The organism is uncultured Flavobacterium sp. (assembly GCF_963975005.1).
Lineage (GTDB): Bacteria > Bacteroidota > Bacteroidia > Flavobacteriales > Flavobacteriaceae > Flavobacterium.
Window position 1 is genome coordinate 20,248 of sequence record NZ_CAXBFR010000011.1, and the last position, 21,371, is coordinate 41,618.

Consider the following 21,371-nt stretch of genomic DNA (forward strand, 5'->3'; position numbering starts at 1 on the left):
ATTGTCCCAGCTAATCATTTAATTTCCATTACTATGAAAACAGTAACACAAAATAATGTTCAAGTTGTTAATCATTCCGAAGCTAATTCAATACTTACAGAAGAAGCCTTAACTTTTTTAGAAGCGCTTCATGTTAAATTCAATTCACAAAGAATCGAACTTTTAGCAAAAAGAAAAATCCAACAACAAAAATTTGATCAAGGAGAAAAACCAAAATTTCCAACAGAAACCGAACATATTAGAACATCAAATTGGACAGCTGCTCCAATTCCAGAAATTCTTTTAGACAGAAGAGTTGAAATCACAGGACCAGTTGACAGAAAAATGGTGATTAATGCTTTAAATTCGGGAGCAAAAGTTTTCATGGCAGATTTTGAAGACAGTTGCTCACCAACTTGGTCCAACTTAATCGAAGGGCAACAAAACTTAAAAGACGCTATAGATAAAACGATTTCCCTAGAGCAAAACGGTAAAAAATACAACCTTAATAATGAAACAGCAACATTATTAGTTCGCCCAAGAGGATTGCATTTAGAAGAAAAACATTTAAAACTAAATGAAGAATTTCTTTCTGGTGCTTTGGTCGATTTTGGCTTATTCTTTTATCACAATGCTAAAACTCAAATATCACAAGGTTTAGCGCCTTACTTCTACTTACCAAAACTGGAACATTATGAAGAAGCACGATGGTGGAATGATGTATTTGTTTTTGCTCAAGAGTATATAAACATTCCTCAAAAATCCATTAAGGCTACAGTTTTAATTGAAACCATAACGGCTAGTTTTCAATTAGATGAAATAATTTATGAACTAAGAGATCATATGGCTGGCTTAAATTGTGGTCGTTGGGATTATATTTTTTCATACATTAAAAAATTAAAAAATCATACTGATTTTATAGTTCCTGACAGAGATCAAGTAACAATGGCAAGTCCATTTATGGAAGCTTATTCACTAAGAGTTATACAGATTTGTCATAAAAGGAATGTTTTAGCTATTGGAGGAATGGCAGCTCAAATTCCAATAAAAAATGATGAAGAAGCCAATAAAATGGCCTTTGAAAAAGTAAAAGCTGACAAAATACGTGAAGTCAAAAATGGTCATGATGGAACATGGGTTGCTCATCCTGGATTAGTTCCTTTAGCAATGAATGTTTTCAATGAATTTATGACTACTAAAAATCACCTCCATATAAAACGACCAGAAATTAATATCACAGAAGAGCAGTTACTAGAATTACCAAAAGGAACTGTAACATTAAAAGGGGTTCATAAAAATATTAACGTTGGAATATTATATATAGAATCCTGGTTAATGGGTGTTGGAGCAGCAGCATTATACAATTTAATGGAAGATGCAGCTACAGCTGAAATTTCAAGAGCACAATTATGGAATTGGTTAAACAAGGAAGTAATTCTTGAAAACGGAGAAAAATGTACAGCTGAATTATATAATCAAATCATTAAAGAAGAATTAAATACCATCAAAACCTATGTAGGTGAAATAAGATATGCTAATGGAAAATTTGATTTAGCTACAAAATTATTCTCAGAAATGATTTTAAATAAAGAGTTAGATGATTTTTTAACCCTAAAAGCTTACCAATATATAGACTAAAAAAAACTGCCAGGTGCTAGAACACCTGACAGTAAATTCAAATAATTATAAATAACCATTCAAAAATCACAACAAAATTATGAAAACAAATGCAAGAATTCAACAATTAGTTACAGATTGGACTACAAACCCAAGATGGAAAGGTATTGAAAGACCATATTCTGCAGAAAAAGTAATTACATTACAAGGTTCTTACCAAATTGAATATTCTATTGCTCGTCGTGGAGCTGAAGTTCTTTGGCATAAATTAAACAATCAAGAATGGGTTGCTGGCCTTGGTGCTTTAACTGGAAATCAAGCCATTCAAGAAGTTGATGCTGGATTAGAAGCAATTTATTTAAGTGGTTGGCAAGTAGCTGCTGACGCAAATGTAGCTGGAGAAATGTATCCTGATCAATCTTTATATCCTGTAAATAGTGTTCCTCAGGTTGTCAAAAGAATAAATAATGCTTTATTGCGTGCAGATCAAATTCAATCCGTAAATGGAGTTGAAAATAAAAAAGACTATTTAGTTCCTATTGTTGCTGATGCTGAAGCAGGTTTTGGAGGAAATTTAAATGCTTTTGAATTGATGAAAGCTATGATTGAAGCTGGTGCAGCTGGTGTTCATTTTGAAGACCAACTTTCGTCGGCAAAAAAATGTGGGCATTTAGGAGGAAAAGTTTTAGTTCCAACTCAAGAAGCAATAAACAAACTAGTTGCTGCTAGATTAGCTGCTGACACGATGAATGTTCCCACATTAATTGTAGCAAGAACAGATGCTGATGCAGCCAATTTATTAACTAGTGATATTGACGAAAGAGATAGAAAGTTTTTGACTGGAGAAAGAACTCTAGAAGGCTTTTTTCACGTAAATGCAGGAATAGAGCAAGGTATTGACAGAGGATTATCCTACGCCCCTTTTGCAGATCTAATTTGGTTAGAAACTTCGACACCTGATATTGAGGAGGCAAGAAAATTCGCTGAAGCAATTCATGCTAAATTTCCAGGAAAATTATTAGCCTATAACTGTTCTCCATCCTTTAACTGGGCGGCAAAATTATCGGTTGCTCAAATGGAAACTTTTAGAGAAGATATTGCTAAAATGGGCTATAAATTCCAATTTATAACTTTAGCCGGATTCCATGCACTAAATACCTCTATGTTTGAATTAGCTTTAGCTTATAAGAAAAAAGGAATGGCAGGATATTCAGAATTACAAGAAAAAGAATTTGCTTTACAAGCCGAAGGTTTTAGAGCTGTTAAACATCAAAATTTTGTAGGAACAACTTATTTTGATGAAGTACAAAATACAGTTACAGCTGGATTATCATCAACTGTAGCCATGAAGGGTTCAACGGAAACAGCACAATTTTAATTGGCGTTTGTTTTATTGAAAAATGTTCTTAATTAGTTAAAAGAAATCTCAATTTATTTTGGGATTTCTTTGTTTTATCTCAAAACTAAAGACTTTACTACTTCTTTACCCATTTCTTCATTAATCATTTTTATGATTTTGTCTTTTCCATAACTTAATTCGTTTCGCAGAACTGCGGAGGAGAGTTTTACGTATAAAGTAGTTTTTTTTAGCAAAACTTCTTCTGTATAATTATTCACGCCATTTCCCATAAGGTTTTTCCAAGCTTGTTCTACATCTACTTTATCCATTCCTGAATCTAATTTATTGACTTGAATAAATTCTTTTAGAATGTCCTCCATGGAATGTTCTTCGTTAAATCGCTTTGCCATTATTAATGTATATCGTAAAATGTATATTGAAAATATGTTTTGCTACAATCTATAAAACCTAGTCAAAACTAAAGTTATTTTTTTGTAAATAAAACAGGCCTTTTGTAATGGTATTCTAGTTGATTTTTATTTTTTACAACAAGTTTTTCTTTACTTATCGATAGAATTTCTTCTTCCCATTTTGCAAAATCAGTCTTATAGTTTATGTAATAATTTCCATCTTTAACTTCTATTGTAAAGGCTTCCGAAACATCATTTGTTAAAAATGTCCCATCAAATTGTTGCATTCCTTTTCTTCTTGTACCAGAATCTCCTTTAATTTCAAAAAAATCGAAGGTCTCGCTTGCTTTATATTCTTTGTCTTCTCCATCAGGAAGAATTACTTTTTCAATTTCCCAATAACCACTAAGATTTTGGATATCAGTTTCTTTTACAGCTTGTTTGCACGAAACCAAAAAAACGAATGCTATTGCAAATAATAACTTTACCTTCATAATTTAAATATTGTACTAAATTACAAATATTTAGTTTCTGATTAAACTATTTTATACTTTAATTGTCTAATAAAGGTATTAAAGTTAAATTCCTCAATTATGAAAAAAATAGCTATTATTATCCCAATTCTTATCCTCCTAATTTCATGTTCTAAAGATGATGAAATAAGCGTGAATGATCCTGCTTCAGAGAACATTTACTTTCCTCAAAATGGATCTGATATTTGGGAAACAAAATCGATAAGTGAATTAAGTTGGAACGAAAACAATTTACAGCCTTTATTAGATTATTTAGAATTAAAAAACAGCAAAAGCTTTATTATTCTTCATGATGGAAAAATTGTAGTAGAACATTATTTTGGCACTCATACAGCTACAACTCCTTGGTATTGGGCTAGTGCTGGAAAAACATTAACGACTGCAGTAAGTGGTATTGCTGAACAAGAAGGTTTAATAAATATTAACAATAAAGTATCTGATTATTTAGGCACTGGTTGGACGAGTGCTCCTTTAGCTAAAGAAAATTTAATTACCTGCAAAAATTTATTATCTATGACCTCAGGTTTAGATGATTCAAACAATGGAGTAACTACTGCTGACTTACAGTACTTAGCTGATGCTGGCTCAAGGTGGGCATATCACGGAGTGTTTTTTAAATTACAAGATGTTATTTCACAATCTGCAAATCAAACATGGGATAACTACTTTAATACAAAGTTAAAAAACCCAATAGGCATGAGTGGAGCATGGCTTTCAACAGTGACAGAAAATGTTTATTGGAGTAACACTAGAAGTATGGCTCGTTTTGGCTTAATGATTTATGCGAAAGGAAAATGGAATTCAACTCAAATTATAAATGAGAATTTTTTAAATGCTGCTACAAACACTTCGCAAAATATTAATCAAGCTTATGGCTATTTATGGTGGTTAAATGGAAAATCAAGTTATCATTTACCGCAAAGTCAATTTGAATTTAGTGGAAGTTTAATACCAAATGCTCCAAGTGACATGTATTGTGCTTTAGGCAAAGATGATCAAAAGATTTATGTCGTACCAAGTAAAAAAATGGTAATTATAAGAATGGGGAATTCAGCTGATGAAACAAATTTTGCTTTATCTGATTTTGACAATGTGCTTTGGGGAAAAATTAATGCTTTTATCAATTAATTAAAAAACTAAGAAATAGTTAAACCATTAAGAAATCAAACTACTTTATCTAGTAAACTAATTTCTTAACGGTTTGATTTATGCTTATTTTTTAGCTATTTTTTTTGATACAAATAACAGATGTATTGCATAAAAAAACAACACAAAAGAAAGCAATCTTAGCAAAACTAATATGTTTTCGTTATCAAAAAGAAAAGGGATTAAAGCTAGTACAATAGCGATGATTGCTATTACTAAAGGACTTCTTAAAAGCGATTTATCCATATAATTATTTAAAAAATGAATCTACAAACTCTATTTTGTTAAAAACCTGAAGGTCATCAATTCCTTCACCAACACCTATATATTTTACCGGAATTTGAAATTGATCGGAAATTCCAATTACAACTCCACCTTTTGCTGTTCCATCTAATTTTGTAACAGCTAAACTTGTCACTTCTGTTGCTGCAGTAAATTGTTTGGCTTGTTCGAATGCATTTTGACCTGTTGAACCATCTAAAACTAACATTACATCATGTGGTGCATCTGCAACCACTTTTTGCATTACTCGTTTTACTTTAGTCAATTCATTCATCAAATTGATTTTATTATGCAAACGTCCAGCTGTATCAATAATTACAACATCAGCATTTTGTTTTACTGCAGATTCTAAAGTATCGAATGCTACAGAGGCAGGATCACTTCCCATTTTTTGTTTTACAATTGGAACTCCAACTCTATCAGCCCAAATTTGAAGTTGGTCAATTGCAGCTGCTCTAAACGTATCTGCTGCTCCAAGAACAACATTATAACCTGCTTTTTTATATTGTGATGCTAACTTTCCAATAGTAGTTGTTTTTCCAACACCATTTACACCAACAACCATTATTACATAAGGTTCACCAATTTTTGGAATGTTAAATTCAGTTTGATTACCTTGATTAGTTTCAGATAACAAACCAGCAATTTCTTCACGAAGGATTTTGTTTAATTCGTCTGTTCCTAAATATTTATCATTAGCAACACGCTTTTCAATACGTTCAATAATTTTTAATGTTGTGTTTACACCAACATCAGAAGAAACTAAAATTTCTTCTAAATTATCTAAAACCTCATCATCAACTTTAGATTTTCCGGCAACTGCTTTAGATAATTTTGAAAAAAATGAAGATTTAGACTTCTCTAAACCTTTATCTAAAGTTTGCTTTGCCTCTTCACTTAGGTTTTGGTCTTTTTTATCTGAAGAAAATATCTTTTTAAAAAAACTCATTTGGTAAGATTATTAAATTTCAAACAAATGTAAAAATAAAAAAGCTACTTTCAAACGAAAGCAGCTTTTCTATATATTATTTTATTGTCTTATTTCTTTTTTAAGAACTCGTCAACAAGTTCTAGAGCCATAACTGACTCAACGAAAGTATAAGCACCAGTCTTGGGAGACTTAACCATTTTGATTGCTTTGGTTAATCTTTTTGAAGCTGTTTGTAATGTTGCTACGGTTTTCTTTGCCATAATTGAATATTTTATGAAGTTTTACAAAAAGTAAAATTTCTTATTATTTTATTTCTTTGTGAACTGTTACTCTTTTCAAAACAGCATTGAATTTTTTAATTTCCAATCTGTCTGGAGTGTTTTTTTTATTTTTAGTAGTGATATAACGAGAAGTCCCAGCTACACCAGAAGCTTTATGCTCAGTACACTCTAAAATAACTTGTATTCTATTACCTTTCTTTGCCATCTTTTTATATTTTTTTTAGAGGTTTTCGGATTAAAATTTCAGTCCGTTAGCTTTTGCTTTTTTCATCGCAGCAGTAATACCTATTTTGTTTATTGTTTTTAAAGCAGCAGCAGATACTTTCAAAGTAACCCACTTATCTTCTTCTGCAACATAAAAACGTTTTTTAAATAAGTTCACAGAGAATTTTCTCTTTGTCTTATTCATAGCGTGAGAAACATTGTTTCCGGTCATCGCTCTTTTTCCTGTAAGTTCACAAACTCTTGACATTATTGAAATCTTTTTATCGTTATTCTAAATAAGGGTGCAAAGAAACAAAATTTATATTAATATACAAACAAAGTTTATTCTTTTTTTTAAATTTCTTTATATACCATTTCAAAGGCTTTATTTACAGCCCTATCGATTACTTTTTCTCTTGGTTGTCCAAACTCAAATCGCTCTACAAAAACGCTATTTGGTGTAGCTATTGCAATATATACAACTCCTAAATCAGCCTCAGAATCTCCTTTAGATGGACCTGCATTTCCTGTTGTAGCAATTGCATAATCAGACTGCATAATTTGCTTCACATTCTTCACCATTTCTAATGCAACTTCTTCACTTACAACTGAGTGCTTTTCAATAGTCTTTTTTAAAACCTTTAAAACATCTATTTTTGATTGTGTTGCGTATGTTACTAAACTACCTTTATAATAAGCAGATGCACCTCCAATAGCAGCCAACATTTGCCCAATTTTACCACCAGTACAACTTTCTGCCGTTGCAATTGTAAGTCCTTTTTCTTTTAATTTTCTTCCTAGAACAACTTCTATTGAATCATCTTCTTCAAAACCTACAATTATATCTCCAATTAAAGGAATTAAAGTTTCCACTTGATTTTTGATAGCTTCTTTTAAGATATCTTCATCTATTCCACGAGCTGTTAATCGCAAACGTACTCTTCCTGGACTTGGTAAATAAGCTAATTTAACAAATGATGGTAAGTTATCTTCCCAATCTTCAATTTGTTCAGCCACCATACTCTCGCCTCTTCCATATGTCATAATGGTTTGATGTACAATAAATGGTCTTTCAAACTTTTGCATTAAATTTGGAATCACTTCATTATCCATCAAGTATTTCATTTCATAAGGAACTCCTGGTAAAGAAATAAAAATGGTGTTTTCATGTTCCATCCACATACCTGGTGCTGTTCCCATTTTATTGAACAAAATCTTAGCTTTTGATGGAACAAGCGCTTGATCTTTATTTAATTGTGTAATTGGTCTTTTGTAAAAACCTTCAATAATATCAGTAACGTGTTTTAAAACGTTAGCATCTTCAACAAGAAAATCATTGAAGTAATCACAAAAAGTTTTTTTGGTAATATCATCTTTTGTTGGACCTAATCCACCTGTAATAATTACGACATTTACTTTATTTTGAAGTTTTTGAAATGTAGAAATAATATGCTCTTTATCATCTGATATTGAAAGCATTTCATGTGTTGCAATTCCGATTTTATCTAAAGCTTTTGCTATATATGACGAATTAGAATCTACAATTTGACCTATTAGAATTTCATCACCAATAGTAACAATTGTTGCCTGCATACCTATTTTATATTATGGTTTTTTCTAATTTCTTTTGAAGCTAAATCAACTTGCTCCTTAAGTAATTTAAAAACTTCTTTTACCTCTTTTTTCTTGCCTTCTTTTTTAGTCCAAGCCATAATTTGATTGACTTCTTCATAAGCTAAATCTACCCCTAATAAATCAAGTGTCGGTTTAATTTTATGAGCTGCAGCGTAGGTTTTTTTAAAGTCTTTTATCTTTATCCCTTCTTTCATTTGTTTTAACTCAAATGGAACTTCTTCCAAAAAAAGAGTCAGTATTTGATTAACAAATTCGACATCATTTGAGGATATATCATATACCTTAGCTAGATTATAATGTATTGCCATTATTTAACTTGAATTTTAAATAGTTGTTTTCCTTCGATAAAACCTGTTAGTTCATCACCATTTTTTACTTGAGCTACTCCTTTTGGTGTTCCAGTGAAAATAATATCACCTTTTTTTAAGGTAAAATATTGTGAAACATAAGAAATCAATTCATCAATTTTCCACAACATTAGACTTGTATTTCCTTGTTGCACAATATTTCCGTTTGAATGCAATTCAAAGTTAATGTTTTCTAATGATTTAAATTCTTCTTTTGGTAAAAATTCTCCAATCATAGCAGAACCATCAAATGCTTTTGCTTTTTCCCAAGGCAATCCTTTTGCTTTTAACTCAGCCTGAACATCTCTTGCTGTAAAATCGATTCCTAATCCAATTTCTTCATAGTAAGCATGTGCAAATTTTGGACTAATATATTTTCCAACCTTACAAATCTTAACCAAAATTTCTACTTCATGGTGCACATCTTTACTAAAAGCCGGGATCACAAATGGAAATTTTTTAAGAATTGGAGCTGTGTCAGGTTTCAAAAAGATAACAGGTTCTGTTGGTTTTTCGTTATTGAGTTCGGATATGTGGTCAGCGTAATTTCGACCGATACAGATGATCTTCATAGCAAAGTGGTCAGTGGTCAGTTTTTAGTGAACAGTTTGCTTACTGAACCCTAAAAAACGAACACCTTATTTAGTGTTTAACTTTCTTAATTTAATGGCTGTAAGTACTTTTTTAGTATACAGTGGAAAATCAGCATTTTGTAACCAACTGAAATAACCTGGTTCTTTATCTAAAACATCATCAACTAAAACTCCTTTGTGTTTTCCGAAAGAGAAAATTTCTTGATTATCTTTGTTTAAAGCAATGAACCCAGCAAAATCTACTGAACGTTTTCTTGTCGTAAACTCAGACAAAACCTTCATATCGTTTTCTAAATCTGGATACCTGTCTAATTGTGCTTTTAAAATTTCATACGTTGCCATTGTATCAGCTTCTGCTGAATGGGCATTTTCCAAACTTTCACCACAATAAAATTTATAACCAGCACTTAAAGTTCTTTCTTCTTTTTTATGGAAAATTGTTTGAATATCTACCGAAACTCTATTTTTCATATCAAAATCAACTCCAGCACGAAGCATTTCTTCGGCTAACAATGGAATATCAAATCTATCTGAGTTAAACCCAGCTAAATCTGAATCTTTAATCATGTTATAAACTTGTGTTGCTAATTCAGAAAAAGGTGGTTCATTGGCTACTTTTTCATCTGTAATTCCATGTACAGCAGTTGTTTGTGGTGGAATTGGAATAGTTGGATTTACCAACCACGTTTTACTTTCTTTATTTCCGTTTGGATATACTTTGAATACTGATATTTCTACGATTCTATCTTTTGCTACGTCTATTCCTGTTGTTTCAAGGTCGAAAAAGCAGATAGGTCTAGTTAATTTTAATTCCATTATATAATTTTATAGGACAAATATAATTTTTTGAAAACTGTTTCACTAAAATTTAAATGATAAATTTAGGTTAATATCAAGGAATAATTCTTTTTCCGAAATTTATTAAAATATGAGGCGTTACAAATCCAGTTGTTTTGGTTCTCATATTACCTTCATAATCAGCAATTATTAAAGTAGGATAACTTCTGACTTTATATTTATCCAAAATTGCATTTCCTTCTTCCGTTTCGCCATCAATTGCAATACAAATGAAGTTTTTATTAAAATATTCTCCAACCGCTTCGTCTTTAAAAGTAGTCTTTTTTAACTTTTTACATGGCCCACACCAACTGGCATAAACATCCAAAAAAACGGGTTTATTTTCTTCTTTGGCTTTGCCTAATGCTTCTGTATAAGTTCCTTTAAAAAAATCAATTCCTTTTTTATAAGACTTGTTTTCTTTTGATGAAAAAGACAAAAAAAGAATACCAATCCATAAAACTAAAAACCTTTTCATATGTAGTGCTTTAATTTAAAGCAAGTTATAAAAAAAACCGCCAAATTTGACGGTTTTTGATTTGAATTATATTTCTCTATTAATATCCCAAGCTTCAAGATATTCGGCTACTCGTTTAACGAAACTTCCACCTAATGCTCCATCTACTACTCTATGGTCATAACTATGTGATAAAAACATTTTTTGACGGATTCCAATAAAATCACCTTCTGGAGTTTCAATAACTGCTGGAACTTTTCTAATTGCTCCAAGTGCTAGAATTCCTACTTGTGGTTGATTGATAATTGGAGTTCCAAACACTGAACCAAATGTTCCAACGTTTGTTACTGTATATGTTCCACCTTGTGTATCGTCTGGTTTTAATTTTCCTGTTCTTGCTCTGTTAGCTAAATCGTTAACTGCTTTTGCCATTCCAACTAAATTCAATTGATCAGCATTTTTGATAACTGGTACAATTAAATTTCCGTTAGGTAAAGCTGCTGCCATTCCTAAATTGATATTTTTCTTTTTAATGATATAATCACCATCAACAGAAATATTTATCATTGGAAAATCTTTTATTGTTTTTGCAACAACTTCCATGAACAAAGGAGTGAATGTTAATTTTTCGCCTTCACGTTTTTCGAAAGTATTTTTAACTTTTTCTCTCCATTTAAACATATTTGTCACATCCACTTCAATAAATGACTGAACGTGAGCAGAAGTTTGTAAAGAAGCAACCATATAACCCGAAATCAGCTTACGCATTCTATCCATTTCAATGATTTCATCTCCACCATTTACTGAAACTGGAGCTGATTTAGGAGTTTCAACTTTAGCAGTTGGTTGTTGAACTTGAGCAACTTGTTGAGCTACAACTTTTTCAACTGGTGCATTTCCTCTAGCAACAACAAAGTCAAGAATATCGTTTTTTGTAATACGTCCTTCTTTACCTGTTCCGTTAATATTATTTAATTCTGCAACTGAAATTCCTTCAGCAGCAGCAATATTTTTTACTAGTGGTGAAAAGAATTTATCTGATTCAGAAAAATCTGGTACGAAATTTAAATCTGTTTTAGCAGTCGAAATTTGTTCTTCGATTTGTTGTGCAGCAACAGGTTCACTTGATTGAATTGGTGCTAAAACTGGTTCAGCAACACTTCCTCCTTCTGTTTCAATAATCGCGATGGTTTGTCCGACTTGAACTACATCATCAACATTGAAAAGAATTTCCGTCAAAACACCTGAAACCTCACTTGGCACTTCACTATCGACTTTATCGGTAGCGATTTCAAGTACAGCTTCATCCATTTCAATAGATTCACCTACCTTTTTTAACCAATTTGTAATGGTAGCTTCTGCAACACTTTCTCCCATTTTAGGAAGTTTTAATTCAAATTTTGCCATATTGTTACTATATCGTTTGATTCTTTTGATTCGATTGCAAAATTAATAAAAGTTTTGACTATTTAACTCGAATTCAAAAAATATATTACTCTTTTTTATTGATTCACTAATTTAGGATTCCTTGAATAACTTCACCTCTATCATTTGAATTATTACTTCCAATACAATAGTTTGATGATTTTATATAGTTCTTGTATGTAATATTCTTGGCCTTATTTAGTTCCATAAAAGCTATAATCTCTTTAAAACTAAACGAATTTGTATCAAAAATCAATTCAAAATTCTTGCTTAAATCATTTTTAAATTTATCAAAATCAGTTAAATAAGTGATTTTTTTATTCAAATTTAAGGAGAAATTATTTTTTGAAAAAACTATGTATTCATCAATTTCAACTTTTTCGTTTTTTTGTTGATTTTTTTTAATCACACTAAATGCAAAAGCACCAAATTGCATCATTAAATCAAAAACAACAGATTTCTTAAAATGCTTTTTATAGAAAAACTGCATTGCTTCACGAAAACGTTTCATGTACAAACCATCACGAACTGTGCTTTCTCCTTTATAATGAATAACTGATGTCTCATGAAAATAATAATTTTCTTTTCCAGATTTCAAAACCATGTAACTCAAATCAATATCATCTGAATACATGAAACAATTTTGATCAAAGCCACCAATTTTATTATACAAATCACGTTTTATAATCATAAATGCTCCAACCAAAATATCAACCTTTCCTGATTGATTTTCAGTAATATGTTGGGCATAATATTTATTAAAAAAACTTGAATTAGGAAGAAATTTATACAACCCAAAAATCTTTGTAAAAGCAACCCAAGGAGTAGGAACACCTCTTTTTGATTCAGGCAAAAAATTACCTGTTCCGTCAATTAATTTACATCCTATTATTCCAGAATTCAGATTGCAGAATTCAGATTGCAGAATTTTAGTAAACGTATTTTCTGCAACAACTGTATCTGGATTTAAAATACATAAATATTTACCTTTTGCTTTTGCCACACCAATATTATTTCCTTTTGGAAAACCTGAATTTTCTTTATTTTCTATGAGTTTTACATTCGGAAATTTCTCCTTCATCATGGCACAACTATCATCTGATGAATTATTATCAATCACTATAATCTCACCATCAATGTCTTCAAGTGCTTTTTGAACACTAAAAACACATTGCTCCAAAAAGTAGCGAACGTTATAATTGAGAATGATTACCGATAATTGCATAGTGCGAATATAAATAAAGTTTAAAACTATTTACAGCAACAATTTATTTAATTGAGAAAATCTTAATATCTTCGAAGTTCAAAATTACAAATACTCCTAATTAATAACCAAATAACGATTCAAAATGAAATTTTTATTAAAAACATTACTACTTCTAATGTCATTAAATATGTTTTCACAAGAAGACATCAAATCAAATTATGACAAAAAAGAAGTATATATTCCAATGCGAGATGGGGTACAACTTTACACGGCTATTTACACTCCAAAAGATATTTCTAAGGATAAAAAATATCCAATGTTAATGCAAAGAACATGCTACAGCATTGCTCCTTATGGTGAAGAAAATTTCAAGAAATCACTTGGACCAAGTACTTTTTTAGAAGAAGATAAATATATTTTTATCTATCAAGATGTTCGTGGAAGATATATGAGTGAAGGCACTTTTACAAACATGACTCCTCAAGTAGAGCACAAAACCAAAAAAGATGTTGATGAAAGCACAGACACTTACGACACTGTTGATTGGTTAGTGAAAAACATCAAAAACAACAATGGAAAAGTTGGTCAATATGGAACTTCTTATCCAGGTTTTTACACAGCTGTTGGAACTATTGCCAATCATCCTGCTTTAGTTGCTTCATCACCTCAAGCTCCTATTTCAGATTTCTTTTTTGATGATTTTCATCACAATGGTGCTTTTGTAATGGGATATTTTAGAACTTTTCCTGTTTTTGGCGTTCAAAAAACTAAAGCCGAAAAAGACGGTTGGTACATGAGCCAGTTTATCAGACCAACTTCTAAAGATGGTTCTATATTTTATAATGAACTTGGAACTGTAAAAGAAGCAACTGACAAATATTACAAAGACAATTTCTTCATGCAAGAAATTATTGAACACCCAAACTATGACGAATTTTGGCAATCTAGAAATATATTACCTCATTTAAAAAACATCAATCATGCTGTAATGACAGTTGGTGGTTGGTTTGATGCAGAAGACTTAGCGGGACCCTTAAATATTTATAAAACGATAGAAAAAACAAGTCCAAAAGCAAAAAACACAATTGTAATGGGACCTTTTTCTCATGGTGGTTGGGGAAGAGAAACTGGAAAACATTTTCATAATGACATCTATTTTGGAGATAGTATTGCTACTTTCTATCAAAAAAATATTGAATATAAGTTCTTTACTCATTATTTAAAAGGGAATTCAAAAAATGCAGTTGCACTTCCTGAAGCTTATATGTTTGATACTGGAAAAAAAGTGTGGAATGAATTTACTAATTGGCCTCCAAAAGAAAGTTCAAAATTAAATTTCTATTTAAATTCAAATGGAAAATTAGAAAAAGAGAAATCTAAAAATAATTCTTATTCAGAATATTATAGTGATCCAAACAATCCAGTACCAAGTAGTATCAATTATGGAGAATATAATGGCTTTACGCCAAGAAATTACATGAGTGAAGACCAACGTTTTGCTTTAAACAGACCTGATGTAATAACCTTTACAACAGATTATTTAACAGAAGAGATGACTTTAGCTGGAGAAATTATGGCAAAATTAAAGATTGCTTCCTCTTCTTCTGATGCAGATTTCATTGTGAAGTTAATCGATATTTATCCTGCAGATGAACCACAAAATGCAGACAAACCTGAAGTGCTTTATGCTAATTATCATCAAATGGTTCGTAGTGAAGTAATGCCAGCACGTTTCAGAACTAGTTTTGAAAAACCAGAAGCATTAACTCCAAACCAAACTACTGAAGTTAATTTTAGATTACAAGATGTTTTACATACGTTTAAAAAAGGACACAAAATTCAAATTCAAGTGCAAAGTACTTGGTATCCTATGATTGCCGTAAATCCACAAAAGTTTTTAGAAAACCAATATTTAGCTAAAAAAGAAGATTATACAAAATCATTTATCAAAATTTTTAACGATAGTCATATTGAAGTTGAAGTTTTAAAATAAGAAGCAAAAGCTGTCTGAAAAGGCAGCTTTTTTTTTATTTAAGTAATTTTAATAAATCGCTTGGGTTTTTTAAATTATTCCAAAACAAATACAATTGTATTATTTTAGTTTAATCATTTAAATTATAATATAAAGTAGTTTGCTTTGAGATAACTAAATAATTAATATTATAAAATTTATTAAATGTTCCAATTTTAGGATTTATTGAAATTCTATCTAAATTTAATTGAACTAAATGTTCAAAATTATCAACCTCTTTTTGATTCCACTTTTTTAAAATAAATTTAGATTCTGCAATAAAAGATTCAATTGCAACAATATCCCAATTAACAGTGTATCTCATTATTTAGAAGACATCTTTTCTTTGTAGATTTCCATAGCTTTTTCATGAGAGAAAACATCACCTAATTCGTGATTCTTTTTTGATTTTTCAATCAACTGAACTAAAACGGGATTCAAATCTTTCAAAGGAAACTCGCTTTTATGAGATACTTCATAGATTTCAATAGGCTCTTCTAACTTTTTATTTTCCTTTTTGCTCAATAGAACTAGATTAATAATCAAATATACAAAAAATCTTCACTTCCAAATTATTTAAACCTAAAACAAAACCTTACTTTTGCAAAAAATAAAATCGCAGTGAATTACTTATCAGTAGAAAATATATCAAAAGCTTATGGCGAACGTGTTTTGTTTGAAAACATTTCGTTTGGAATTAACAAAGACCAAAAAATAGCTTTTATTGCCAAAAATGGTTCTGGAAAAACAACCATAATGAACATGTTGAATGGTTTTGACGAACCAGATACTGGTCAGGTTATTATTCGAAAGGAAATTAAAATGGCTTTTTTATCGCAAACTAATAATTTACAAGACGAATTAACAGTTGAAGAAAGCATTTTTGCTTCAGATAATGAGGTTTTAAAAGCTATTCAACGCTACGAAAAAGCATTAGAAAACCCAGAAGATGAAGAAGTATATCAACTTGCTTTTGATGATATGGATCGCTATGATGCTTGGGATTTTGAAACGCAATACAAACAAATTCTTTCTAAACTTAAATTAGACGATTTAAAAGTAAAAGTAAAAGGGCTTTCTGGTGGACAAAAGAAACGTTTAGCTTTAGCTATTATTTTAATTAGTCGTCCAGATTTATTGATTTTAGATGAACCAACCAATCACTTAGATTTAGAGATGATTGAATGGTTAGAAAGTTATTTTGCAAAAGAAAACATCACATTATTTATGGTTACTCACGACCGTTTCTTTTTAGAACGTGTTTGTAATGAAATCATCGAATTAGATAACGGAAAATTATACCAATACAAAGGAAACTATTCTTATTACTTAGAGAAAAAAGAAGAGCGAATTGCTTCTGAGAATGCAAGTGTTGACAAAGCTCAAAACTTATTCGTAAAAGAATTAGCTTGGATGCGTCGTCAACCAAAAGCCAGAACTACCAAGTCAAAATCGCGTCAAGATGATTTTTATGTAATTAAAGAAAAAGCAGAAAGTCGTAGAAAAGAAAATGTAGTGGAGCTTGAAATCAACATGGAACGAATGGGAAGCAAAATCATTGAATTGGTTAAACTAAACAAAAGCTTCAAAGACAGAGTTATTTTAGATGATTTTACGTATGCTTTCCAAAGAGGAGAACGTATCGGAATTATCGGAAAAAACGGTACAGGAAAATCAACTTTCCTAAACATTATGACTCAAACAATGCCGCCAGATTCTGGAAAGGTAATTGTTGGTGAAACTATAAAGATTGGATATTACACGCAAAGTGGTATCAATCCAAAACCTGGACAAAAAGTAATTGACATCATTAAAGAATATGGTGAATATATTCCGTTAACAAAAGGAAAGATTATTTCGGCATCACAATTATTAGAGCGTTTTTTGTTTGATGCCAAAAAACAATATGATTTCGTAGAAAAATTAAGTGGTGGTGAATTAAAACGTTTGTATTTATGTACCGTTTTAATTCAGAATCCAAATTTCTTAATTCTGGATGAACCGACAAATGACTTGGATATCGTTACTTTAAACGTATTAGAAAGTTTCTTATTAGATTTCCCTGGAAATTTATTAGTAGTTTCTCACGATAGATATTTCATGGATAAAATCGTAGATCACTTATTTGTTTTCCGCGGTGAAGGAGAAGTAGAAGATTTCCCAGGAAATTATTCTGACTTTAGAGCTTATGAAGATTCAGCAGAAGTGCAACAAAAAGAAGACAACAAAGCAGAAAAGAAAGATTGGAAACAACAAAATAACACCTCTAGTTTAACATTCAATGAGCAAAAAGAATATCAAAAAATCGAAAGAGAAATCAAAGATTTAGAATTCGAAAAAAGCAAAATTGAACAACTATTTACTGATGGTAAAGTAGCAGACGATGCCATTGAAAAAAAGGCAAACGAGTTACAAAATATCATCAAAAAAATGGAAGCTAAAGAAGAACGTTGGTTTGAATTATCAGCCAAAATGGAATAAATGAGTAACTAGTAAAAAGTGATTATTAATTAGCTGAATTCGAGCTAATTACTAGTTACTAATCACTTATCACTATTAAAAAAATGTTATTTCAAATTAAATCATATTTAAAATTCCTAAAAAACTCCAGCAATCAACATGGAGTACATTCACCATTTGTATATAGTTTAATTACAAAATGTTTTTACGATAAGAAAAAATATGCTGAATATTCAATCTTAAAGCAATACAGAAATTCCTTATTAGCAAACAAAAACTTCATTGAAGTCACCGATTTCGGAGCAGGTTCAAGAGTTTTTAAATCCAACAAAAGGCAAATATCCAAAATTGCAAATACTGCTGGAATTTCTCCTAAAAGAGCCAAATTACTATTCCGAGTTGTAAATTATTTTCAACCTACAACTATTTTAGAAATAGGAACTTCTTTAGGATTAGCCACTTCTGCTCTATCGTTAGGAAATAAAAAAGCAAAACTAACTACGTTAGAAGGTTGTGCAAAAACCCAAGAAATTGCACAAAATCAATGTCTATTACAAAATTTATCAAACATTGAGTTTATTACCTCAAAATTTGAAGATTATCTAGTTAACTGCAAACTGAACACTGAACACTGCAAACTAATCTACTTCGACGGTAACCATTCCAAAAAAGCCACATTAAATTATTTTGAACTATTACTTCCAACAATAACAAACGAAACTGTTTGGATTTTTGATGATATTCATTGGTCAATAGACATGGAAGAAGCTTGGGAAGTCATAAAAAAGCATCCAAAAGTAAAAGTCACAATCGATACTTTTCAATGGGGATTTGTTTTCTTTCGTCAAGAACAAGAGAAAGAACATTTTGTAGTTAGAGTATAAAATTTAACCGCAAAGACGCAAAGTTTTTCGCTAAGTGCGCTAAGATTTCTTTCTATTATTCAAATTTCTTAAATCTGTGTTCCAAAAAAATGCTCATTACTTGTAACATTTTTACATTTAATTCTACTTATGTTTAGTTAAGAGTTCTATTTTCTGAATTCTAAATTCTAAATTTTAAATTCTAAATCAAAATGTCACAACCCATAATAGAAATCAAAGGAATTACAAGAGATTTTCCATTAGGAAACGAAATTGTTTATGTACTTAAAGGAATCGATTTAACCATTCAAAAAGGAGAATATGTTGCCTTAATGGGACCATCTGGTTCAGGAAAATCAACTTTGATGAATATTTTAGGCTGTCTAGACACACCAACCGCAGGTTCATACATGCTAAACGGAAAATTAGTCAGCGAGATGCACGACGACGAATTAGCAGGCATCAGAAACACAGAAATCGGATTCGTATTTCAAACGTTTAACCTAATGCCAAGAACAACTGCTTTGGATAATGTTGCTTTACCTATGGTTTATGCTGGTTACTCAAAATCAGAAAGAAACGAACGTGCAACCGATGTATTAACGCAAGTTGGATTAGAAGACCGAATGGATCACAAACCCAACCAACTTTCAGGTGGACAACGTCAGCGTGTAGCTGTTGGTCGTGCTTTGGTCAACAAGCCATCTATCATTCTTGCCGATGAACCAACTGGTAACTTAGATAGTAAAACTTCTTTAGAAATCATGGGTCTTTTCAATGATATTCATGCCAACGGAAACACAGTGATTTTAGTAACTCACGAAGAAGATATTGCAGCTTATGCTCACAGAATTATTCGTTTACGCGATGGTGTTATTGAAAGTGACCTAAAAAACAAGTAATTTAGAAGTAAATAGCTTGGTCTTTAAGTGCCAATTTTCCTGCTGTAAATTCTATTCCTTATGAATAGAGAGATGCCATTTCCATCAAGGTTATCAGATAAATCATTTTTACTTTTATAAACTTTAGGCTATCTTTGAAAAAAATGGTTAAAAGTTTACTAGGGTAAATGTTTAATAGGCAAAACTTTAAAAAAATGATTATTCTACTATCAATTATTATAATTTTATATATCGTTTTAAAAGTTTTGCATAAAATATATCCAAATAGCATGAATCATCAAAAAACGTTTGAAATAAAATCAACCAAAAAAGATAAAAAATAGGTTAAAAAGTTCTAGGTTTAAGTATTTAAAAGATATTACGTTTAACTCTTAACCCTTTATACTTCTAAACTCATAAATTAAAAATATGAAAGTTTACACAAAAACAGGAGATACAGGAACCACTGCCCTTTTTGGAGGCACAAGAGTTTCAAAACATCATATAAGAATCGAAAGTTATGGAACCGTAGATGAATTAAATTCATACATAGGGTTAATTCGTGACCAAGAAATAGATTCACATTACAAAACAGTTTTAGCCGAAGTTCAAGACCGATTATTTACGGTTGGCGCAATTTTAGCAACACCTCCAGAAAAAGAACTTTTAAAAAACGGTCAACCAAGACTTCAAAATTTAGGTTTAGTTGAAACTGACATCGAGTTCTTGGAAAAAGAAATTGACACTATGGAAGAATCCCTTCCACAAATGACACATTTTGTTTTGCCTGGTGGACACACAACCGTGTCATATTGTCATATTGCCCGTTGTGTTTGTCGTAGAGCTGAACGTTTAGCTGTCCATTTAAATGACTTAGAGCCTACAAACGAACTTGTTTTGACATATCTAAACCGACTTTCTGACTATCTTTTTGTGTTGGCACGAAAGTTGTCTTTAGACTTAAAGGCTGAGGAAGTAAAATGGATTCCAAGGAAGTAAGTTTGCAGTATTCAGTTAGCAGTAATCAGTTACTGTTTAATGCAATTAAATATGTGTTTTAATACTAATTACTAAACACTAAAAACTGAACACTGAACACTAAAAAAACAACGTTCTTAAAAATAATTATAAAATAAATCAAAAAAAACTTGACTTTTTAAGTTAAAAATTTATTTTTGCACAAATTTAAATCGATAAAAGATGTATTGGACATTAGAATTAGCGTCATATTTAAGTGATGCACCTTGGCCAGCAACCAAAGATGAGCTTATTGATTACGCTATTAGAGCTGGAGCTCCATTAGAAGTAGTTGAAAATCTACAGTCAATTGAGGATGAAGGAGAGATCTACGAATCAATGGAAGAAATTTGGCCAGACTATCCAACAGACGAAGATTATCTTTGGAACGAGGATGAGTATTAAAAATAATAAATAATCACAACAAAAAAGTCTCAACTTGAGGCTTTTTTTTTGGTTATATTTACAAACAATTAGATAAAACAAACTATTATGAGTTTTTTAAATTCAATATTGAAGGCTTTTGTGGGTGATAAATCCGAAAAAGACGTTAAAGCCATTCAACCACTTGTAGCTAAAGTTCACACTTTTGAAAAAGCTTTAGCTGCCTTATCTCACGATGAATTAAGAGCTAAAACGGCTGAATTCAAAGAGAAAATAAAATTAGCAAGAGCAGAAAAAGATGCTAAAATTGAATCTCTTAAAACAGACGCTGATAACACAGCTGACATTGATGCAAGAGAAGATATTTATGCAGCAATTGATGTTTTAGAAGCAGAAGCTTATGAGATTACAGAAAAAGTATTAAATGAAATACTTCCTGAAGCCTTTGCAGTAATTAAAGAGACAGCTAAACGTTTTAAAGACAATACAACTTTAACCGTTAAAGCAACTCCAAAAGATATCGAATTATCAG

Annotated in this window: 24 protein-coding genes and 1 pseudogene; 10 read left to right on the forward strand and 15 right to left on the reverse strand. The window is 30.8% G+C overall.

Annotation, left to right across the window (positions count from 1 at the left end; all coding sequences use genetic code 11):
* Nucleotides 1-33 precede the first annotated feature (33 nt).
* Together aceB and aceA are read left to right on the forward strand one after the other, a co-directional pair.
* Complete coding sequence (gene aceB / locus AACZ53_RS02555; RefSeq protein ID WP_339834408.1) at nucleotides 34-1,617, forward strand: malate synthase A; 1,584 nt, start codon at nucleotides 34-36, stop codon at nucleotides 1,615-1,617.
* A 79-nt stretch (nucleotides 1,618-1,696) separates the two neighbouring features.
* The gene (gene aceA, locus AACZ53_RS02560; protein WP_339834410.1) at nucleotides 1,697-2,974 is read left to right on the forward strand and encodes an isocitrate lyase; all 1,278 of its coding nucleotides are present in this window, start codon (nucleotides 1,697-1,699) and stop codon (nucleotides 2,972-2,974) included.
* 74 nt (nucleotides 2,975-3,048) lie between these two features.
* Here aceA and AACZ53_RS02565 read toward each other — a convergent pair whose 3' ends face one another.
* Together AACZ53_RS02565 and AACZ53_RS02570 are read right to left on the reverse strand one after the other, a co-directional pair.
* A complete protein-coding gene (locus AACZ53_RS02565) occupies nucleotides 3,049-3,345 on the reverse strand; it encodes a DUF721 domain-containing protein (protein ID WP_339834412.1) in 297 nt (98 codons plus the stop codon).
* 74 nt (nucleotides 3,346-3,419) lie between these two features.
* A complete protein-coding gene (locus AACZ53_RS02570; protein WP_339834414.1) occupies nucleotides 3,420-3,839 on the reverse strand; it encodes a lipocalin family protein in 420 nt (139 codons plus the stop codon).
* A gap of 99 nt (nucleotides 3,840-3,938) precedes the next feature.
* On the opposite strand from AACZ53_RS02570, the gene AACZ53_RS02575 reads away from it, so the two are divergent.
* Entirely contained in the window at nucleotides 3,939-5,006 is a 1,068-nt protein-coding gene (locus tag AACZ53_RS02575) for a serine hydrolase (RefSeq protein WP_339834417.1), read from the forward strand.
* A gap of 268 nt (nucleotides 5,007-5,274) precedes the next feature.
* Here AACZ53_RS02575 and ftsY read toward each other — a convergent pair whose 3' ends face one another.
* The 11 genes from ftsY to AACZ53_RS02630 all read right to left on the reverse strand — a co-directional run bounded on the left by ftsY (nucleotide 5,275) and on the right by AACZ53_RS02630 (nucleotide 13,241).
* A complete protein-coding gene (gene ftsY, locus AACZ53_RS02580) occupies nucleotides 5,275-6,255 on the reverse strand; it encodes a signal recognition particle-docking protein FtsY (protein WP_339834420.1) in 981 nt (326 codons plus the stop codon).
* A gap of 89 nt (nucleotides 6,256-6,344) precedes the next feature.
* Complete coding sequence (locus tag AACZ53_RS02585; protein WP_339834423.1) at nucleotides 6,345-6,497, reverse strand: DUF4295 domain-containing protein; 153 nt, start codon at nucleotides 6,495-6,497, stop codon at nucleotides 6,345-6,347.
* A 43-nt stretch (nucleotides 6,498-6,540) separates the two neighbouring features.
* The gene (gene rpmG / locus AACZ53_RS02590; protein ID WP_338410612.1) at nucleotides 6,541-6,723 is read right to left on the reverse strand and encodes a 50S ribosomal protein L33; all 183 of its coding nucleotides are present in this window, start codon (nucleotides 6,721-6,723) and stop codon (nucleotides 6,541-6,543) included.
* 30 nt (nucleotides 6,724-6,753) lie between these two features.
* Nucleotides 6,754-6,990, reverse strand: coding sequence for a 50S ribosomal protein L28 (gene rpmB / locus AACZ53_RS02595; RefSeq protein WP_026716185.1), 237 nt, complete (start codon nucleotides 6,988-6,990; stop codon nucleotides 6,754-6,756).
* Between the two features lie 86 nt (nucleotides 6,991-7,076).
* Nucleotides 7,077-8,315: a CinA family nicotinamide mononucleotide deamidase-related protein gene (locus AACZ53_RS02600; protein ID WP_339834430.1), complete on the reverse strand. Its 1,239-nt coding sequence runs from the start codon at nucleotides 8,313-8,315 to the stop codon at nucleotides 7,077-7,079.
* A gap of 2 nt (nucleotides 8,316-8,317) precedes the next feature.
* Nucleotides 8,318-8,665 (reverse strand): Hpt domain-containing protein, encoded by a 348-nt coding sequence (locus AACZ53_RS02605; protein ID WP_026716183.1) that lies wholly within the window; start codon nucleotides 8,663-8,665, stop codon nucleotides 8,318-8,320.
* Nucleotides 8,665-9,276, reverse strand: a complete 612-nt coding sequence (locus tag AACZ53_RS02610) for a fumarylacetoacetate hydrolase family protein (protein WP_339834432.1) — start codon at nucleotides 9,274-9,276, stop codon at nucleotides 8,665-8,667. The genes AACZ53_RS02605 and AACZ53_RS02610 overlap by 1 nt, the downstream gene beginning before the upstream one ends.
* A 66-nt stretch (nucleotides 9,277-9,342) precedes the next feature.
* On the reverse strand, nucleotides 9,343-10,113 hold the full coding sequence (locus AACZ53_RS02615) for a 3'-5' exonuclease (RefSeq protein ID WP_339834434.1): 771 nt from the start codon (nucleotides 10,111-10,113) through the stop codon (nucleotides 9,343-9,345).
* 76 nt (nucleotides 10,114-10,189) lie between these two features.
* Nucleotides 10,190-10,612, reverse strand: coding sequence for a thioredoxin family protein (locus AACZ53_RS02620; RefSeq protein ID WP_339834436.1), 423 nt, complete (start codon nucleotides 10,610-10,612; stop codon nucleotides 10,190-10,192).
* Between the two features lie 66 nt (nucleotides 10,613-10,678).
* A complete protein-coding gene (locus AACZ53_RS02625) occupies nucleotides 10,679-11,998 on the reverse strand; it encodes a dihydrolipoamide acetyltransferase family protein (protein WP_339834439.1) in 1,320 nt (439 codons plus the stop codon).
* A gap of 106 nt (nucleotides 11,999-12,104) precedes the next feature.
* Nucleotides 12,105-13,241: a glycosyltransferase family 2 protein gene (locus AACZ53_RS02630; RefSeq protein WP_339834441.1), complete on the reverse strand. Its 1,137-nt coding sequence runs from the start codon at nucleotides 13,239-13,241 to the stop codon at nucleotides 12,105-12,107.
* 124 nt (nucleotides 13,242-13,365) lie between these two features.
* Between AACZ53_RS02630 and AACZ53_RS02635 the strand changes: the two genes are divergently transcribed.
* Nucleotides 13,366-15,216, forward strand: coding sequence for a CocE/NonD family hydrolase (locus tag AACZ53_RS02635; protein ID WP_339834443.1), 1,851 nt, complete (start codon nucleotides 13,366-13,368; stop codon nucleotides 15,214-15,216).
* Nucleotides 15,217-15,325: 109 nt separating this feature from the next.
* Here the strand turns inward: AACZ53_RS02635 and AACZ53_RS02640 are convergent, their stop codons facing one another.
* Both AACZ53_RS02640 and AACZ53_RS02645 read right to left on the reverse strand, forming a co-directional pair.
* Complete coding sequence (locus tag AACZ53_RS02640) at nucleotides 15,326-15,559, reverse strand: hypothetical protein (RefSeq protein ID WP_339834445.1); 234 nt, start codon at nucleotides 15,557-15,559, stop codon at nucleotides 15,326-15,328.
* The gene (locus AACZ53_RS02645; protein WP_339834448.1) at nucleotides 15,559-15,759 is read right to left on the reverse strand and encodes a hypothetical protein; all 201 of its coding nucleotides are present in this window, start codon (nucleotides 15,757-15,759) and stop codon (nucleotides 15,559-15,561) included. Before AACZ53_RS02645 ends, AACZ53_RS02640 begins: the two co-directional genes overlap by 1 nt.
* A gap of 96 nt (nucleotides 15,760-15,855) precedes the next feature.
* Here AACZ53_RS02645 and AACZ53_RS02650 point away from each other — a divergent pair, with 96 nt between their 5' ends.
* The 6 genes and pseudogenes from AACZ53_RS02650 to secA form a co-directional block, all read left to right on the forward strand.
* Nucleotides 15,856-17,715, forward strand: coding sequence for an ABC-F family ATP-binding cassette domain-containing protein (locus tag AACZ53_RS02650; protein ID WP_339834451.1), 1,860 nt, complete (start codon nucleotides 15,856-15,858; stop codon nucleotides 17,713-17,715).
* A gap of 83 nt (nucleotides 17,716-17,798) precedes the next feature.
* A complete protein-coding gene (locus AACZ53_RS02655) occupies nucleotides 17,799-18,578 on the forward strand; it encodes a class I SAM-dependent methyltransferase (RefSeq protein ID WP_339834454.1) in 780 nt (259 codons plus the stop codon).
* Between the two features lie 191 nt (nucleotides 18,579-18,769).
* Nucleotides 18,770-19,459: an ABC transporter ATP-binding protein gene (locus tag AACZ53_RS02660; RefSeq protein ID WP_339834456.1), complete on the forward strand. Its 690-nt coding sequence runs from the start codon at nucleotides 18,770-18,772 to the stop codon at nucleotides 19,457-19,459.
* A 408-nt stretch (nucleotides 19,460-19,867) separates the two neighbouring features.
* The gene (locus AACZ53_RS02665; protein ID WP_339834458.1) at nucleotides 19,868-20,437 is read left to right on the forward strand and encodes a cob(I)yrinic acid a,c-diamide adenosyltransferase; all 570 of its coding nucleotides are present in this window, start codon (nucleotides 19,868-19,870) and stop codon (nucleotides 20,435-20,437) included.
* Between the two features lie 201 nt (nucleotides 20,438-20,638).
* Entirely contained in the window at nucleotides 20,639-20,860 is a 222-nt protein-coding gene (locus AACZ53_RS02670) for a DUF2795 domain-containing protein (RefSeq protein WP_022828503.1), read from the forward strand.
* An 87-nt stretch (nucleotides 20,861-20,947) separates the two neighbouring features.
* A pseudogene (gene secA, locus AACZ53_RS02675) lies at nucleotides 20,948-21,371 on the forward strand (preprotein translocase subunit SecA); the annotation flags it as partial.